The sequence below is a fragment of the Pelomonas caseinilytica genome (assembly GCF_021353235.1).
Taxonomy (GTDB): Bacteria; Pseudomonadota; Gammaproteobacteria; order Burkholderiales; family Burkholderiaceae_C; genus Pelomonas; species Pelomonas caseinilytica.
Genome location: NZ_JAJTWT010000013.1, coordinates 39795 through 55250, shown reverse-complemented (window position 1 = coordinate 55250; position 15456 = coordinate 39795). Strand labels below are relative to the sequence as shown.

The following is a 15456-nucleotide window of genomic DNA, read 5'->3' as shown; positions in this document are numbered from 1 at the left end:
GTCTGAAACCTCGAAGTTGGCGTGCCAACTCCGCTGTTTCATGCAGTTACAGGTGGCAAACGGCGCGCCTGCCCTGGAGATTGGCCGGGGGATTCTGGGCGCGCCCGTGTGACAGGCTTACGTTTCTTCACCTGCAAACAAGGGGGAGGCGGCCTGCGAAAGCAACGCCATCCCCCTAGGACTTGGGAGGCCCTCCCGGCGGGACAGCGCCGTCCCTCAGACCCCGCGTGCGCGGTCGGCGGCGAAGCGCTGCCGCCAGGCCTCGAAGCGGCCCTCGTCCAGGGCCTCGCGCATCTCGCGCATGAGGTTCAGGTAATAGTGCAGGTTGTGGATGCTGGTCAGCATCGGGCCCAGCATCTCGCCGCAGCGGTCGAGGTGGTGGAGGTAGGCCCGCGAGAAGCCCTGGCAGCATTCGCAACCGCAGGTTTCGTCCACCGGCCTCTCGTCGGTCTTGTAACGGGCGTTGCGCAGCCGCAGGTCGCCGAAGCGGGTGAAGAGGTGGCCGTTGCGGGCGTTGCGCGTGGGCATGACGCAGTCGAACATGTCGATGCCCTGGGCCACGCCTTCGACCAGATCCTCCGGCGTGCCCACGCCCATGAGGTAGCGCGGCTTGTGCGCCGGCAGCTGGTGGGCGGTGTGCTCGAGGATGCGCTGCATCTCGGCCTTGGGCTCGCCCACCGACAGGCCGCCGATGGCATAACCGGGCAGGTCCAGGGCGGCCAGGCCTTCGAGGGAGGCGTCGCGCAGCGGGGTGTACATGCCGCCCTGGACGATGCCGAACAAGGCGTTGGGGTTCTCCAGCCGCTGGAACTCGGCAATGCAGCGCCTGGCCCAGCGCAGCGACATCTCCATGGACTGCTGCGCCTCGCGCTCGGTGGTCAGCTTGCCCTTGCTCTCGTAGGGCGTGCACTCGTCGAACTGCATGACGATGTCGGAGTTCAGCACCGTCTGGATCTGCATGCTGATCTCGGGCGTCAGGAAGAGCTTGTCGCCGTTGACGGGAGAGGCGAACTTGACGCCTTCCTCGCTGATCTTGCGCATGTCGCCCAGGCTCCAGACCTGGAAACCGCCGGAGTCGGTCAGGATGGGCTTGCCCCAGCTCTCGAAGCGGTGCAGGCCGCCGAACTGGCGGATGACGTCCAGGCCCGGCCGCATCCACAGGTGGAAGGTGTTGCCGAGGATGATCTGCGCGCCCATCTCCTGCAGCGAGCGCGGCGTGACGCCCTTGACCGTGCCGTAGGTGCCGACCGGCATGAAGATGGGCGTCTGCACGACGCCGTGGTTCAGGGTCAGCGTGCCGCGGCGGGCGCGGCCCTCGGTCTTGAGCAGGTCGAACTTCAGCATTGGGCGGGGATTGTCTCGCGCTGCAGCAGCATGGCATCGCCATAGCTGAAGAAGCGGTAGCGCTGCGCGATGGCGTGCCGGTAGGCGGCGCGGATGCGGGCGTGGCCGGCGAAGGCGCTGACCAGCATCATCAGCGTGCTGCGGGGCAGGTGGAAATTGGTGACGAGGCGGTCGACGACGCGGAACCGGAAGCCCGGCGTGATGAAGATGTCGGTCTCCCGCGCACCCGCCGCCAGGCTGCCGCCGAGCGCCGCCGACTCCAGCGCCCGCAGCGTGGTGGTGCCGACGGCGACGACCCGGCCGCCGCGCGCGCGACAGGCCGCCACGGCGTCCACCGTGGCCTGCGGCACCTCGAACCACTCGCTGTGCATCTTGTGCTCGTGCAGCTGCTCCACCCGCACCGGCTGGAAGGTGCCCGCGCCGACGTGCAGGGTGACGTGGGCCTGCTCGACGCCGCGCTCGGCCAGCCGCGCCAGCAGCGCCTCGTCAAAATGCAGGGCCGCCGTCGGCGCGGCGACGGCGCCGGGCTCCTTGGCGAATACCGTCTGGTAGCGGCGTTCGTCCTCGGCGCCGTCGGCGTGGGCGATGTAGGGCGGCAGCGGCACGCGGCCGTGGGCCTCCAGCAGCGCGAAGGGGTCGCCCGCCAGGCGCAGGTGGAAGAGGCCGTTGTCGGGCCCGCAGCGACCCAGCACCTCGGCATCGAAGGCGTCGGCGAAGCGGATGCGGCCGCCCGGCTTGGGTGACTTGCTGGCGCGCAGGTGCATCCACACCTCCTGCGTGCCCGGCAGCACCCGTTCGACCAGCGCCTCCACCGAGCCGCCCGTCGACTTGGTGCCGAAGAGCCGGGCCTTGATGACGCGGGTGTTGTTGAAGACGAGGAGGTCGCCCGGCGACAGCAGGCCGGGCAGGTCGCGGAAGACGCGGTCCACGGGCGCGGGGCCGGTGGCGTCCAGCAGCCGCGAGGCGCTGCGCTCGGGCGCCGGGTGCTGGGCGATCAGCTCGGGCGGGAGGTCGAAATCGAAGTCGGCGACCGTGTAGGCCGGCGGGGCGGTCAGGCTCATGGATGCGTTTGAGGGCCGGACGGACCCGTGCCAAAACAGGCGGCATTCTCCCATCGCCTCGCCTTGACCCATCTCAAGGTCGCTGCGCCGGCCCGGTGGGAGCATGGATCCAAGGAGGTTCCATGAGCACCAACCTGACTCCCGGACAACACGCACTGCTGGAAAGCGAATTGCGGCTGGCGCGCCAGCGACTGCAGGCCGCCTTGCAGGCCGAACGCGAAGGCAGTGACCGCCTGGCCCATGCCGCCGCCCTCGTCGAGGCCGACCCGCGCGAGCTGCGCGAGCACGAGGCCGACCGCGAGCTCGACCAGGCCCGCGACGAGCACCTGCTGGCCGAGCTGCAGGAGATCGACGACGCCCTGATGCGGCTGAAGCTGCCCACCTACGGCCGCTGCATCGACTGCGGCGCCGCCATCCCCTTCGACCGCCTGCAGCGCCAGCCCCAGGCCCTGCGCTGCCTCGACTGCCAGACCGCGGCCGAAGCCGCGCGCTGACTCCCCACCCCTACCGGAGAAGCCCTGTGTTCCACGCCGTCGTCCATCTCGACCACCACCACGCCCAGGTGCTGCATTTCGACGCCCACCAGGTGCACGCCGCCCGCATCGAGCCGCATCACCGCCGCCCGCACGGCCATGACGAGCAGGCCGAGCACGCCCTGTTCGAAGCCGTCTGCCAGGCCGTGCAGGATACCGCCGAGGTGCTGGTCACAGGCTCGCATCCCGTCATCGGCCAGTTCAAGCATTACGTCGAAACCCACCGGCCGCAGCTCGCGCCGCGCATCGCCGACTACCGCCCCGCCGCCGAGCTGAGTCAGGGCCAGATGCTGGCGATGGCCCGCCAGTTCTTCACGGCCTACGACCGCATGGCCGGCGTGCCCACGCCCACCTGACCCGGGCCGACCGCCGCACGGGCGTGCGGTTTTGCACACGGGCGGCCTCCTCGGCGTGCCCGTCAGAGGCCGTTCACACGACAGTGATCGGATGCACGGACGTTCCCGTCATCCGCCCTGCCACCCAGCCTCTGCTCCAAGCCCGTGAAGCGCCGCCACTGCCTTGCCCTCATCGGCCTGACCGGCCTGCCGGTGCAGGCCGCGCTGGCCGCGCCGGCTCCGGGGCGTCTGCTGGGCGTCACCGAGAACCTGCCGCCCCTGAACTACCTGGAGGACCAGCGCCCCCAGGGCTTCAGCGTGGAGCTGCTGCGCCTGATGGCGCGTGAGGCGGGCCTGGACCTCGACCTCGAAGTCCTGCCCTGGCAGCGCGCCATGCAGCTGGCCGAGTCGCGCCGTGACAGCATCCTGTTCTCGTTGACGCGCTCGCCGGAGCGCGAGGCCCAGTTCCAGTGGGTGGGGCCCATCGCCCAGCGCCGCATCCTCATCTACAAGCTGGCCAGCCGCACGGACCTGGCCCTGACTCAACTGGCCGAACTGGGTGACGCGCGCATCGGCGTCGTGCGCGACTCGGCCACCGACCGGGCGCTGCAGGCCGCCGGGCTGCGGCCCGGCATCGAGCTGGAGCAGGGCCTGGACGACCCGACCAACGTGCGCAAGCTGCTGGCCGGCCGCATGGAGTACATCACCCTGCTCGACTGGGCCGCCGCCTGGCATCTGCGCCAGCTGCACCTGCCCTACGCCACGCTGCAGGTCGTCATGGAGCACGACGTCGGCAAGTCCTACTGGTACGGCCTGAGGCCCGACGCCGACCCCGCCGTCGTGCGCCGCCTGCAGGCGGCCCTGGACACCCTGCGCCGCGACGGGCGCTACGAGGCCCTCAAGCGGCGCTACTTCCGCTGAGGGCCGGCGCGCCGCTCAGGGCCGGGCGAGCTGCCAGACCTTGTTGAAGCCGTCGCCGGTGCGGTCGCCGGGCTTCTGGTCCTTGGCCCAGTAGTAGACGGGCTTGCCCTTGTAGGCCCACTGCTTGCTGCCGTCATCGCGGGTGATGACGGTCCAGTCGCCCTCGGGCTTGGCGTCGGCCGCGGCGGCCAGCGGGGGCCAGTTGGTGGCGCAGGGGCCGTTGCAGGCGCTCTTGCCACTGCCGGCGGCGTCCTTGTCGAAGGTGTAGAGCGACATGCCGTTGGGGCCGACGAGGGTGCCGTCGGCGGTCTGCGCCGGCGGAGCGGCATGGGCGGCGGCGGCGAAGCCGGCGGCGACGAGGGCGAGCAGAGAAAGGCGCATGGGTCGGTCTCCTGGGTGGTGTGGTGGACGCCACGGTGGACGCGGCGACAGCCTCGTCTATTCCGCCGCGCCGCCACAATCCCTACATGCCCGAGGCCGACGCCCCGACCGCCGCCGCCCCCAAGCCCAGCAAGTCCGCCCCGCAGAAGGCGATGGAGAAGCTCGGCCTGCTGCGCGACATCGACCTCGCCCTGCACCTGCCGCTGCGCTACGAGGACGAGACCCGCCTGACGCCCATCGCCGACCTGCGCGAGGGCGTGGCGGCGCAGGTGGAAGGCGTCGTCGTGGACTGCCAGGTGGAGCTGCGCAGCCGCCGCCAATTGCTCGTGCGCCTCAAGGACGATTCCGGCACGCTGCTGCTGCGCTTCCTGCACTTCTACCCGGCCCAGCAGCGCCAGATGTCGGCGGCGACGCGGCTGCGCGTGCGCGGCGAGGCGCGGGTGGGCTTCTTCGGCCGGGAGATGGTGCACCCGGTGGTCAAGGTGGTCGACGACGACACCCCGCTGGCCCAGGCGCTGACGCCCGTCTACCCCACCTCGGCGCAGCTGCCCCAGGCCTATCTGCGCAAGGCGGTGGCCTCGGGCCTGGCGCGGGCCGACCTGCGCGAGCTGCTGCCGGCCGGCACCGTGCCGCGCCACCTGCCGCCGCTGAAGGAGGCACTGCACTTCCTGCACCACCCGCCGCCCAGCGCCTCGCTCGCGGCCCTGGAGGACCACAGCCACCCCGCCTGGCAGCGGCTCAAGTTCGAGGAGCTGCTGGCCCAGCAGCTGTCACAGCTGCAGGCCCAGCGCGAACGCGCCCTGCTCGCGGCGCCGGCCCTGCGCGCCGGCCCCGGCGGCCTGCACGAGAAGCTGCTCGCCGCCCTGCCCTTCACACTGACCGGCGCCCAGCAGCGCGTGGCCGAGGAGATCGCCCGCGACCTCGCCCGCCCCCAGCCCATGCACCGCCTGCTGCAGGGCGACGTGGGCTCGGGCAAGACCGTCGTCGCGGCGCTGGCGGCGGCAGTGGCCATCGACGCCGGCTGGCAATGCGCGCTGATGGCACCCACCGAGATCCTGGCCGAGCAGCATTTCCGCAAACTGGTCGACTGGCTGGAGCCGCTGGGCCTGAAGATCGCCTGGATCACCGGCAGCGTGAAGGGCAAGGCGCGGCAGAAGATGCTGGACGCGGCGGCCTCGGGCGAAGCCCAGCTCGTCATCGGCACCCATGCCGTCATCGAGGACAAGGTGGGTTTCGCCCGGCTGGGCCTGGCCATCATCGACGAGCAGCACCGCTTCGGCGTCGCCCAGCGGCTCGCGCTGCGGAACAAGCTGAAGGCCGGCGCCACCGAGGGCCACGAGCCGCAGGCGGCGCGGGGGCCGGCAGCCCCGCTCGAGCCCCACATGCTCATGATGAGCGCCACGCCCATCCCGCGCACGCTGGCCATGACCTATTTCGCCGACCTGGACGTGTCCACCATCGACGAGCTGCCCCCCGGGCGCAGCCCCATCGTCACCAAGGTGTTCACCGAGTCCAAGCGCGAGGACGTCATCGACAAGATCCGCGGCGCCGTGGCCGACGGGGCCCAGGTCTACTGGGTCTGCCCGCTGGTGGAGGAGTCGGAAGCGGTGGACCTGCGCAACGCCACCGAGACGCACGCCGAGCTGGGCGCGGCCCTGCCGGGGGCCAGCGTGGGCCTGCTGCACGGGCGCATGTCGCCGGCCGACAAGGCGGCCGTGATGGCCGAGTTCTCAGCCGGCCGCATGAGCGTGCTGGTGGCCACGACCGTCATCGAGGTGGGCGTGGACGTGCCCAATGCCAGCCTGATGGTGATCGAGCATGCCGAGCGCTTCGGCCTGGCGCAGCTGCACCAGCTGCGCGGGCGCGTCGGCCGCGGCGCCAAGGCCAGCGTGTGCGTGCTGATCTACACGCCGCCGCTGTCCGAGACCGGCAAGGCGCGGCTCAAGGCCATGGCCGAGACGACCGACGGCTTCGAGATCGCGCGGCGCGACCTCGACATCCGCGGCCCGGGCGAGTTCATGGGCTCGCGCCAGAGCGGCGCCGAGCTGCTGCGCTTTGCCGACCTGCAGGAGGACGCGCCGTTGCTGGTCGCCGCGCGGCGCCTCGCCCCCGAGCTGCTGGACCGCCACCCGGCCGCCGCGGCGGCCCAGGTCAGGCGCTGGCTGGGGACCAAGGCCGAATACCTCAAGGCCTGAGCGGCCCCGGCCCGCTCACTTGCAGGTGAAGCTCTTGGCGTTCACCTCGCGCACGTTGCCGGCGCCGCAGGTGGCCACGGCCTGCTCGCTCATCTTGGTGACGGCCGCGGCGTCCGTCTGCGTGTTGATGGGCGGGGCGAAGACGCAGCCGCCGAGGAGGGCGGTGGTGGCCGAGACGGCGAGGAGGGTGGCGAGGCGGTTCATGCGGGGTTCGGTCCCTGAAGTCCAAAGAAGGCGCCGAGCCTAACCGGCCGCCCGCTCACCGTCGCGCCGTTGGCGACGAAGCGGCATGCCGCGGGGTCAGGATGCAGCCGGTGGTGATGCCCTGCTCCGCAGTCCTTTCCGCGTTCGCTGCAACCGCGACGCATCAAACGCGGAAATGCAACCACAGAGGCACAGAGCCACAGAGAGGAAAGCTCTGTGTTTTCTCTGTGCCTCAGTGCCTCTGTGGTTGCCTTTAAGTTTTCACCTCACTCGCCCAGGCACACGCCCAGGTCGCGCGCGGTGGCCAGGGTGTCGCCGTCCAGCGGCACGGCCTTCATGCGGCCGGCCACCTCGGCCAGGGGCACGGGCCGCACGTCGCTGCCGTCCAGCGCCACCATCACGCCGCCCTGCCCCGCCTCCAGCGCACGCACGGCCGCGGCGCCGAAGCGCAGGGCGGCGACGCGGTCGAAGGCGGTCGGGCTGCCGCCGCGCAGCAGGTGGCCGAGGACGACGGCGCGGGCGTCCTTGCCCGTCAGCCGTGCCAGCGCCTGGGCCACCTGCTCGCCCATGCCGCCCAGCCGCTCGGCATGCCCGGCCTCGGCCGGTGCGCACAGCGCCCGCTCGCCATCACGGGGGAAGGCGCCCTCGGCGACGACGACGATGGAGTAGGCCAGGCCCTGTGCATCGCGCCGCGCGATCAACTCGGCCACGGGGGCCAGGTCGAACGGCAGCTCCGGCAGCAGGATGGCGTGGGCGCCGCCGGCCAGGCCGGCATGCAGGGCGATCCAGCCGGCATAACGGCCCATCACCTCGACCACCAGTACCCGGTGGTGGCTGGCGGCGGTGGTGTGCAGGCGGTCGATGCATTCGCTGGCGAAGGCGACCGCCGTGTCGAAGCCGAAGGTGGTGACGGTGCGGTCCAGGTCGTTGTCGATGGTCTTGGGCACACCGACGACCTGCAGGCCTCGCTGCGCGAGCCGGTGGGCGATGGCCAGGGAGCCGTCGCCGCCGACGGCCACCAGGGCGTCGATGCCTTCGCGCCGCAGGGCGTCGAGCAGGTCCTGGGAGCGGTCCAGCAGCGCCACGCGGCCGTCCGCCTGGACGCTCGGGTAGGCGAAGGGGTCGCCCTTGTTCGTCGAGCCCAGCAGGGTGCCGCCCTGAGCGGCGATGCCCTCGACGCGCTCGAGGCCGAGCGCCAGGCAGCCGCCCTGCGGATAGCGCTCGGGCCGCAGCAGGCCGTCGTAGCCATCGCGGATGCCGATGCAGTCCCAGCCGCGCTGCAGGGCGGCGCGCGTGACGGCGCAGATGACGGCGTTCAGGCCGGGCGCGTCGCCGCCTCCGGTGGTGATGGCGATGCGGCGGATGGGGCGGCGGTCGGACGATGGCATGGCCCGAAGTCTGCAACAGCTTGCGGGCCTCGGGGCGCACGCAGCCCCCGCCGGCCGCTACTTCAGCCGCTGCATCCAGTAGACCAGCACCTCGGTGCGCGGCTCGATGTCCGTCGAGCTGTAGGTGTAGGTCGGCACGACGTTGATGGCATCCAGCGTGTTCAGGCCCGAGATGATGCGGCCGAACACGGCATAGCCGGGGTTGCTGGCGCTCTGGTAGTCGAGGCTGGTGTTGTCGACCACGTTGAAGAAGAACTGGCTGGTGGCCGAGTCGGCGTCGCTGCGGCGGGCCATCGCGATCGTGCCGCGCAGGTTGGACAGGCCGTTGTTGCTCTCGAGCTTGATGGGGGCGTACAGCGGCGTCTTGGCCACCATGCCGCTGGCATAGCCGCCGCCCTGGATGACGAAGTCGCGGTCGACGCGGTGGATCAGCGTCTGGGTGTAGAAGCCCGCCGACACGTACTTGTAGAAGTTGGCCACCGTCTCCGGGGCATAGGTGTCGTAGAGCTCGACGACGATCTCGCCGCTGCTGGTCAGCATGCAGACCGTGCCCCAGGAACTGGCGGCCGAGGCGGCCAGGCCCGCGGCGCTGCAGGACTGGGTCGGCGGGTTGGGGTTGGGGTTGGGCTGGGGGTAGGGCGTGCCGCCACCACCGCCTCCGCCACCTCCGCCACCGCCGAATTCCACTTCGGCGCCGCCACCGCAGGCGCTGAGCAGGGCGGCCGTGCCGAGGGTCGCGAGGAGGCTGGCGATGCGGAGGAAGGGCGGTCGCATGGACGTCTTTCGAAGGCGGTTGGCTGGCTCAACGCCCGGGCGCGCTACCTGTTGACGGGGCTTACAAGCGCTTACCGCGCCACGGCCTTCACGCAATTTCGAGGTTGTCGATGAGGCGGGTCTTGCCCAGGCGCGCCGCTGCCAGGGCGACGAGAGGCTGGCCGTCGACGGCGGCGCCGAGGTCGTGCTGGCGGCGCAGGGTGACGTAGTCGGGCACCCAGCCGGCGTCGCGCAGGGCCTGCATCGCCTCGGCCTCCATCGCGTCGAGGTCCCGCCCGCCGGCCTGCCAGCGGGCGATCAGGGCCCGCAGCGTGCGCGACAGGCGCAGGGCCTCGGCCTTCTCCGCCTCGCTCAGGTAGCCGTTGCGCGAGGACAGCGCCAGGCCTTCCGGGCTGCGCCGCGTCTCGCCGCCGTGGACGGCGATGGGCAGGGCCATCTGGGCCACCATGCGGCGGATGACCATGAGCTGCTGGTAGTCCTTCTTGCCGAACACGGTCAGCGTCGGCTGCACGATGTTGAAGAGCTTGTGCACGACGGTGCACACGCCGGTGAAGAAGCCCGGCCGGAAATGGCCTTCGAGGATGTCGGCCAGCTCCGTGGGCGGCACCACCTTGTAGCCCTGGGGCTCGGGGTAGAGCTCGGCCTCGGACGGCGCGAAGACGAGGTCGCAGCCGGCGCCCTCGAGCAGCTCGCAGTCGCGCGCCAGCGTGCGGGGGTAGGTGTCGAAGTCCTCGTGGGGCGCGAACTGCAGCCGGTTGACGAAGATGCTGGCGACCACCGCGCCCCCCGGGCCGACCAGTTCGCGGGCCTGCTTCACGAGGGCGAGGTGGCCGTCGTGCAGGTTGCCCATGGTCGGCACGAAGCCGCGCTGGCGGTGGAGGGCGAGCGCGTCGCGCAGTTCGGCAATGGTGTGGATGACTTGCATGTTCAGAACCCGTGCACGGCGTCCACCGGGAAGGTCCCGGCCTTCACCCCGTCCACATAGGCCTTGACCCCCGCGAGGATGGAGCCCTGGCCGGCCATGAAGTCCTTGACGAAGCGCGGCTTGCGGCCGGGGGTGATGTTGAGCATGTCGTGCAGGACCAGCACCTGGCCCGAGCAGCCGACGCCCGCGCCGATGCCGATGACGGGCACCGGCGAGGCGGCCGTGATGTCGGCGGCCAGCACCGCCGGCACCATCTCGTAGAGCAGCATGGCGGCGCCGGCCTCGACCAGCGCCATCGACTCGGCCTTGATGCGAGCCGCACCGGCCTCGTCGCGCCCCTGCACGCGAAAGCCGCCCAGCGACGTGACCGTCTGCGGCGTGAAGCCGAGGTGGCAGCACACCGGGATGCCGCGCTCGGCGATGAAGCGCACGGTCTCGGTCGTCCAGCCGCCGCCTTCGAGCTTGACCATGTGGGCGCCAGCCTTGACCAGGGCGGCGGCACTCTTCCAGGCCTCTTCCTTGCTGACGTGATAACTGTCGAAGGGCAGGTCGGCGACGACCCACGCGTACTTCACGCCGCGGCGCACGCAGGTGGTGTGGTAGAGCATGTCGTCCAGGCTCACCGGGGCCGTGGAGCCGCGGCCCTGCAGCACGTTGCCCAGAGAGTCGCCGATCAGCAGGATGTCGACACCCGCTTCGTCCAGCAGCGACGCGAAGGCCGCGTCGTAGCAGGTCAGCATGGCGATCTTCTCGCCGCTGGCGTGCATCTGTGCCAGGCGCGGCAGGGTCATGGGCTTGCGGTCGGTCATGGTGGCCTCTCACTCAAATTCCGCAGGACAGCCAGGGAAAACCCTGGGGCTACCCCGGGGGCGGGCGCAGTGTAGCGTTCGGCCCTCCCTGGAGTCCCGCCGAGCCATGACCCTGACCGAGCTGCGCTACATCGTCGCCGTCGCCCGCGAGCGCCATTTCGGCCGCGCGGCGGAGGCCTGCTTCGTGTCGCAGCCGACGCTGTCCGTGGCCATCAAGAAGCTCGAGGAGGAGCTGGACGTCAAGATCTTCGAGCGCGGCGGCAGCGAGGTCAGCGTCACGCCGCTGGGCGAGGAGATCGTGCGCCAGGCGCAGTCGGTGCTCGACCAGGCGAGCGCCATCAAGGAAATCGCCAAGCGCGGCAAGGACCCGCTGGACGGCGCCCTGCGCCTGGGCATCATCTACACCATCGGCCCCTACCTGCTGCCGGAGCTGGTCAGGCACACCATCGAGCTCTACCCGCAGATGCCTTTGATGCTGCAGGAGAACTTCACCGTCAAGCTGCTGGAGATGCTGCGCACCGGCGAGCTGGACTGCGCCGTCATGGCCGAGCCCTTCCCGGACGCCGGCCTGGCCACGGCGCCCCTCTACGACGAGCCCTTCGTCGTCGCCGTGCCGGCCACGCATCCCCTGGCCGGGCGCGAGTCGATCTCGGCGGAGGAACTCAAGCGCGAGACCATGCTGCTGCTGGGCACCGGCCACTGCTTCCGCGACCACGTGCTGGAGGTCTGCCCCGAGTTCGCCCGCTTCTCCAGCGACGCCGAGGGCATACGCCGCAGCTTCGAGGGCTCGTCGCTGGAGACCATCAAGCACATGGTCGCCTCGGGCATGGGAGTCACCGTCGTGCCCCAGCTCTCCGTGCCGCTCGAACCGACGCCGCACCTGCGCTTCGTGCCCTTCAGCGATCCCATCCCCACCCGCCGCGTCGTGCTGGCCTGGCGGCGCAGCTTCACCCGCTACGAGGCCATCGCGGCGCTGCGCAATGCCATCTATGCCTGCGAATTGCGCGGCGTCACGCGGCTGAGCTGAAATTTTCGCTATGGGCGGGTTTGACCTATTCAAACCACGGAATCGATAGCAACCCATAAAGTGGCGTCTCGTTCAAGGAGACCGCCATGCACTCTTCATCGCCTTCGGTCGCCCGCCGCATGCAACGCGGACTGGGCCTCCTTGTCTTCGCCAGCGGCAGCATCGCGGCCCTCGCCCTCTTGATGCAGGTTCACCGCCTCGCCCACTGAATCCGTTAGGCTCGACCCAAACAACCGGAGTTTCTCCATGGCCAAGAAGCCCACCGCCCCCTCCATCAGCATCGGCATCGGCGACAAGGACCGTGCCGCCATCGCGGCCGGCCTGTCCAAGCTGCTGGCCGAGACCTACACGCTGTACCTGACGACCCACAACTTCCACTGGAACGTCACCGGGCCGATGTTCAACAGCCTGCACGCGATGTTCATGACCCAGTACACCGAGCTGTGGAACGCCGTCGACCCCATCGCCGAGCGCATCCGCTCCCTGGGCCACCCGGCGCCCGGCAGCTACGCCCAGTTCGCCAAGCTCAGTGGCCTGCCGGATGCCCCTGCCGAGCCACCCAAGGCCATGAAGATGGTCGAGGTGCTGATGCAGGGCCACGAGGCCGTGGCCCGCACCGCGCGCGCCCTCTTCCCGCTGGTGGACAAGGCGGGCGACGAGCCCAGCGCGGACCTGCTGACGCAACGCCTCACCGTGCACGAGCAGACGGCCTGGATGCTGCGCAGCCTGCTGGCGGAGTGAGCGCGGCCGACGTGCCGGGCCAAGCCTTCACCGAGCGGCTCTGGGCCCAGCTCAAGCCCGGCGTCAGCTTCACGGAGGCCATCCGCGGCGCGATGGCGCCCGAGTCCCGCATCCTGGAGATCGGCCCGGGCGCGGCGCCAGTGTTCCGCCGCCGCGACTTTCCCCGGCTCAAGGTCTCGGACTGCTGCGACACCGCCGAACTGCGCCGCCAGCTGCAATCGGCCTACAAGCTCGAGACCCTGCCGCCGGACCTGTTCGACGACATCGACTACGTCTGCGCCGACAGCCGGCTGGCCGAGTGCGTCCCGGCGGGCGAGCGCTTCGAGCTGATCTTCAGCTCCCACAACGTCGAGCACCAGCCCGACCTGCTGGCGCACCTGCGCAGCCTGCAGGCCCTGCTCGACGAGGACGGCGCGGTGGCCCTGGTGGTGCCGCACAAGCAGCGCACCTTCGACGTCTTCCGACCGCCGACCACGACCAGCGACGTGCTGATGACCCACTACGGCCCGCCGGGCTGGAAGGCCACGCAGCTGGCCTTCGATGCCGACAGCCGCAGCGCCATCGCGCCCCCAGGTAGCACCCACCTCTTCGGCGCCTCCGACCCCATGGCGCTCGGCGATCTGGGCCAGGCCTTCGAACGCCTGCAGGCCCGGCTGCGCGGCGAGGCCACCGACCTCGCCTACCTGCACCACCACGTCTTCACGCCGGCCTCGATGCAGGCGCTGCTGATCGAGCTCTACCTGCTGCGCCAGTGCGACCTGCTGCCCTGCCTGTGCTCCGGCGCCGTCAGCAACAGCTTCATGATCGTCCTGCAGGAGGTTCCCTGGCCGGGCGACCCGGCCCAGGCCGCCGTGCTGCGGACACGGCTGGAGGAGCTGCGCATGGAGCACTACCGCAAGATGGCCTTCCAGGGTGGCTGAAGCGGGCCCGGCGGAGCAGGCCCCGATAATCGCGGGTTAGCCCGCTCCAGCCCCCGCAATGTCCGAACCCAGCCGCATCGCGACGGAAGTCCGCCGCCGCCGCACCTTCGCCATCATCAGCCACCCCGACGCCGGCAAGACCACGCTGACGGAGAAGCTGCTGCTGTTCTCTGGCGCCATCCAGATCGCCGGCTCGGTGAAGGCGCGCAAGGCGTCGCGGCACGCCACGTCGGACTGGATGGAGATCGAGAAACAGCGCGGCATCTCGGTGGCCTCGTCGGTGATGCAGATGGAGTACCGCGACTGCGTCATCAACCTGCTCGACACCCCCGGCCACCAGGACTTCTCCGAGGACACCTACCGCGTGCTGACGGCCGTGGATGCTGCGCTGATGGTGATCGACGCGGCCAACGGCGTCGAGCCCCAGACCCGCCGCCTGCTGCAGGTCTGCCGCGCGCGCAACACGCCCATCCTGACCTTCGTCAACAAGATGGACCGCGAGGTGCAGGAGCCGCTGGCGCTGATGGACGAGATCGAGCGCGAGCTGGGCATGACCGTCGTGCCCTTCACCTGGCCGGTCGGCATGGGCAAGCAGTTCCACGGCGTCATGGACCTGCGCCAGCAGCGCATGCGCGTCTTCGCCCCCGGCGAGGACCGCGTCGCCGGCACGGAGGAGGTGCTCGAAGGCCTGGACAACCCGGTCTACGCCGAGCGCTTCGGCCTGCAGTACGAGAACGCCGCCGGCGAGATCGAGCTGGTCAAGGAGGCCGCGCCCGAGTTCAACCACGAAGACTTCCTCGCCGGCCGCCAGACGCCGATGTTCTTCGGCTCGGCGGTCAACAACTTCGGCGTGCAGGAGGTGCTGGACGCCCTCGTCGAGCTGGCCCCCTCGCCCGACGCCCGCGTGGCCATGCAGCGCACGGTGCAGCCGGAGGAGCCCAAGTTCAGCGGCGTGGTGTTCAAGATCCAGGCCAACATGGACCCCGCCCACCGCGACCGCATCGCCTTCGTGCGGGTGGCCTCGGGCCATTTCGAGCGCGGCATGCGGCTCAAGGTCGTGCGCTCGGGCAAGGAGCTGCGGCCCAACACCGTCGTGAGCTTCCTGTCGCAGCGCCGCGAGCTGCTCGACGAGGCCTTCGCCGGCGACATCATCGGCATCCCCAACCACGGCGTGCTGCAGCTCGGCGACACCATCACCGAGGGCGAGGCCCTGCAGTACACCGGCCTGCCCTTCTTCGCGCCGGAGATGTTCCGCGCCGTGGAGGTGGCCGACCCGCTCAAGACCAAGCAGCTCAAGGCCGGCCTGCAGCAGCTCGGCGAGGAGGGCGCCATCCAGGTGTTCCGGCCCATCGCCGGCAGCGTGCTGCTGCTGGGCGCGGTGGGCCAGCTGCAGTTCGAGGTGGTGGCCCACCGGCTGGAGCACGAATACGGCTGCAAGGCGCGCATCATGCCCAGCCGCTTCCAGGTGGCGCGCTGGGTCACCTGCGACGACCCGGCCGAACTCAAGCGCTTCATCGACGCCAACGACCACCGCATGGCCTACGACGCGGTCGACGCGCCGACGGTGCTGGTGGAGTACGCGCCCGAGCTGCGCGCCATCGAGGCCAACTGGCCCAAGATCAGGTTCCACGCACTGCGCGAGCACGCGGGCCTGGTGTTCCAGCAGCGCCTGGACGGCTAGCGCAGCCGCCTGGCGTAGTTGCCACGCACGAACTGGTCGCCGCGGTGCGGCAGAGGGCATGCCTGCCGCGACCGTGAAGTGGACAACTGAAAAGGCAACCACAGAGGCACGGAGGCACAGAGGAAACACGGAGCTTTTCTCTCTGAGGCTCTGTGCCTCTGTGGTTGCATTTCCGCATTCGTTTCACGCGTCACGAATGCCGCGAAAGCGGCATGGA

At 70.5% G+C, this 15456-nt stretch carries 17 protein-coding genes; 9 read left to right on the top strand and 8 right to left on the bottom strand.

Going from position 1 to position 15456, the window contains the following annotated elements:
* Nucleotides 1–216: 216 nt before the first annotated feature.
* Together tgt and queA are read right to left on the bottom strand one after the other, a co-directional pair.
* Complete coding sequence (tgt, locus tag LXT12_RS23025; protein ID WP_233394644.1) at nt 217–1344, bottom strand: tRNA guanosine(34) transglycosylase Tgt; 1128 nt, start codon at nt 1342–1344, stop codon at nt 217–219.
* Entirely contained in the window at nt 1338–2405 is a 1068-nt protein-coding gene (gene queA / locus LXT12_RS23020) for a tRNA preQ1(34) S-adenosylmethionine ribosyltransferase-isomerase QueA (RefSeq protein ID WP_233394643.1), read from the bottom strand. The genes tgt and queA overlap by 7 nt, the downstream gene beginning before the upstream one ends.
* A 122-nt stretch (nt 2406–2527) precedes the next feature.
* On the opposite strand from queA, the gene LXT12_RS23015 reads away from it, so the two are divergent.
* From LXT12_RS23015 to LXT12_RS23005, 3 genes are all read left to right on the top strand, one after another.
* On the top strand, nt 2528–2899 hold the full coding sequence (locus LXT12_RS23015) for a TraR/DksA family transcriptional regulator (RefSeq protein WP_233394642.1): 372 nt from the start codon (nt 2528–2530) through the stop codon (nt 2897–2899).
* A 26-nt stretch (nt 2900–2925) separates the two neighbouring features.
* Nucleotides 2926–3294, top strand: a complete 369-nt coding sequence (locus LXT12_RS23010) for a hypothetical protein (RefSeq protein ID WP_233394641.1) — start codon at nt 2926–2928, stop codon at nt 3292–3294.
* 144 nt (nt 3295–3438) lie between these two features.
* Nucleotides 3439–4194, top strand: coding sequence for a substrate-binding periplasmic protein (locus LXT12_RS23005; protein WP_233394640.1), 756 nt, complete (start codon nt 3439–3441; stop codon nt 4192–4194).
* Between the two features lie 15 nt (nt 4195–4209).
* Here LXT12_RS23005 and LXT12_RS23000 read toward each other — a convergent pair whose 3' ends face one another.
* Nucleotides 4210–4575, bottom strand: a complete 366-nt coding sequence (locus tag LXT12_RS23000) for a COG4315 family predicted lipoprotein (RefSeq protein ID WP_233394639.1) — start codon at nt 4573–4575, stop codon at nt 4210–4212.
* 86 nt (nt 4576–4661) lie between these two features.
* Here LXT12_RS23000 and recG point away from each other — a divergent pair, with 86 nt between their 5' ends.
* A complete protein-coding gene (recG, locus tag LXT12_RS22995) occupies nt 4662–6770 on the top strand; it encodes an ATP-dependent DNA helicase RecG (protein WP_233394638.1) in 2109 nt (702 codons plus the stop codon).
* 15 nt (nt 6771–6785) lie between these two features.
* Here recG and LXT12_RS22990 read toward each other — a convergent pair whose 3' ends face one another.
* The 5 genes from LXT12_RS22990 to panB all read right to left on the bottom strand — a co-directional run bounded on the left by LXT12_RS22990 (nt 6786) and on the right by panB (nt 10870).
* Nucleotides 6786–6974, bottom strand: a complete 189-nt coding sequence (locus LXT12_RS22990; RefSeq protein ID WP_233394637.1) for a hypothetical protein — start codon at nt 6972–6974, stop codon at nt 6786–6788.
* A gap of 266 nt (nt 6975–7240) precedes the next feature.
* Nucleotides 7241–8362, bottom strand: a complete 1122-nt coding sequence (locus LXT12_RS22985; protein WP_233394636.1) for a 6-phosphofructokinase — start codon at nt 8360–8362, stop codon at nt 7241–7243.
* Between the two features lie 57 nt (nt 8363–8419).
* Nucleotides 8420–9136, bottom strand: coding sequence for a peptidylprolyl isomerase (locus tag LXT12_RS22980; RefSeq protein ID WP_233394635.1), 717 nt, complete (start codon nt 9134–9136; stop codon nt 8420–8422).
* Nucleotides 9137–9224: 88 nt separating this feature from the next.
* Entirely contained in the window at nt 9225–10061 is an 837-nt protein-coding gene (gene panC, locus LXT12_RS22975) for a pantoate--beta-alanine ligase (protein WP_233394634.1), read from the bottom strand.
* A gap of 2 nt (nt 10062–10063) precedes the next feature.
* Nucleotides 10064–10870, bottom strand: a complete 807-nt coding sequence (panB, locus tag LXT12_RS22970) for a 3-methyl-2-oxobutanoate hydroxymethyltransferase (protein WP_233394633.1) — start codon at nt 10868–10870, stop codon at nt 10064–10066.
* Between the two features lie 106 nt (nt 10871–10976).
* On the opposite strand from panB, the gene LXT12_RS22965 reads away from it, so the two are divergent.
* From LXT12_RS22965 to LXT12_RS22950, 5 genes are all read left to right on the top strand, one after another.
* A complete protein-coding gene (locus LXT12_RS22965; protein WP_233394632.1) occupies nt 10977–11897 on the top strand; it encodes a hydrogen peroxide-inducible genes activator in 921 nt (306 codons plus the stop codon).
* Nucleotides 11898–11983: 86 nt separating this feature from the next.
* Nucleotides 11984–12106 carry a hypothetical protein gene (locus LXT12_RS26815; RefSeq protein WP_255763752.1) on the top strand — a complete coding sequence of 41 codons (123 nt, stop codon included), beginning with the start codon at nt 11984–11986 and terminating at the stop codon, nt 12104–12106.
* Between the two features lie 37 nt (nt 12107–12143).
* Entirely contained in the window at nt 12144–12638 is a 495-nt protein-coding gene (locus tag LXT12_RS22960) for a Dps family protein (RefSeq protein WP_233394631.1), read from the top strand.
* Complete coding sequence (locus tag LXT12_RS22955) at nt 12635–13558, top strand: methyltransferase domain-containing protein (protein WP_233394630.1); 924 nt, start codon at nt 12635–12637, stop codon at nt 13556–13558. The genes LXT12_RS22960 and LXT12_RS22955 overlap by 4 nt, the downstream gene beginning before the upstream one ends.
* A 58-nt stretch (nt 13559–13616) precedes the next feature.
* The gene (locus LXT12_RS22950; RefSeq protein ID WP_233394629.1) at nt 13617–15239 is read left to right on the top strand and encodes a peptide chain release factor 3; all 1623 of its coding nucleotides are present in this window, start codon (nt 13617–13619) and stop codon (nt 15237–15239) included.
* The last annotated feature ends 217 nt before the right edge of the window (nt 15240–15456 follow it).

Bases quoted from the DNA above. Each gene is read 5' to 3' on its own strand.
- tgt (WP_233394644.1), bottom strand. From the start codon at position 1,344: ATGCTGAAGTTCGACCTGCTCAAGACCGAGGGCCGCGCCCGCCGCGGC.
- queA (WP_233394643.1), bottom strand. From the start codon at position 2,405: ATGAGCCTGACCGCCCCGCCGGCCTACACGGTCGCCGACTTCGATTTC.
- LXT12_RS23015 (WP_233394642.1), top strand. From the start codon at position 2,528: ATGAGCACCAACCTGACTCCCGGACAACACGCACTGCTGGAAAGCGAA.
- LXT12_RS23000 (WP_233394639.1), bottom strand. From the start codon at position 4,575: ATGCGCCTTTCTCTGCTCGCCCTCGTCGCCGCCGGCTTCGCCGCCGCC.
- recG (WP_233394638.1), top strand. From the start codon at position 4,662: ATGCCCGAGGCCGACGCCCCGACCGCCGCCGCCCCCAAGCCCAGCAAG.
- LXT12_RS22990 (WP_233394637.1), bottom strand. From the start codon at position 6,974: ATGAACCGCCTCGCCACCCTCCTCGCCGTCTCGGCCACCACCGCCCTC.
- LXT12_RS22985 (WP_233394636.1), bottom strand. From the start codon at position 8,362: ATGCCATCGTCCGACCGCCGCCCCATCCGCCGCATCGCCATCACCACC.
- LXT12_RS22980 (WP_233394635.1), bottom strand. From the start codon at position 9,136: ATGCGACCGCCCTTCCTCCGCATCGCCAGCCTCCTCGCGACCCTCGGC.
- panC (WP_233394634.1), bottom strand. From the start codon at position 10,061: ATGCAAGTCATCCACACCATTGCCGAACTGCGCGACGCGCTCGCCCTC.
- panB (WP_233394633.1), bottom strand. From the start codon at position 10,870: ATGACCGACCGCAAGCCCATGACCCTGCCGCGCCTGGCACAGATGCAC.
- LXT12_RS22965 (WP_233394632.1), top strand. From the start codon at position 10,977: ATGACCCTGACCGAGCTGCGCTACATCGTCGCCGTCGCCCGCGAGCGC.
- LXT12_RS26815 (WP_255763752.1), top strand. From the start codon at position 11,984: ATGCACTCTTCATCGCCTTCGGTCGCCCGCCGCATGCAACGCGGACTG.
- LXT12_RS22960 (WP_233394631.1), top strand. From the start codon at position 12,144: ATGGCCAAGAAGCCCACCGCCCCCTCCATCAGCATCGGCATCGGCGAC.
- LXT12_RS22950 (WP_233394629.1), top strand. From the start codon at position 13,617: ATGTCCGAACCCAGCCGCATCGCGACGGAAGTCCGCCGCCGCCGCACC.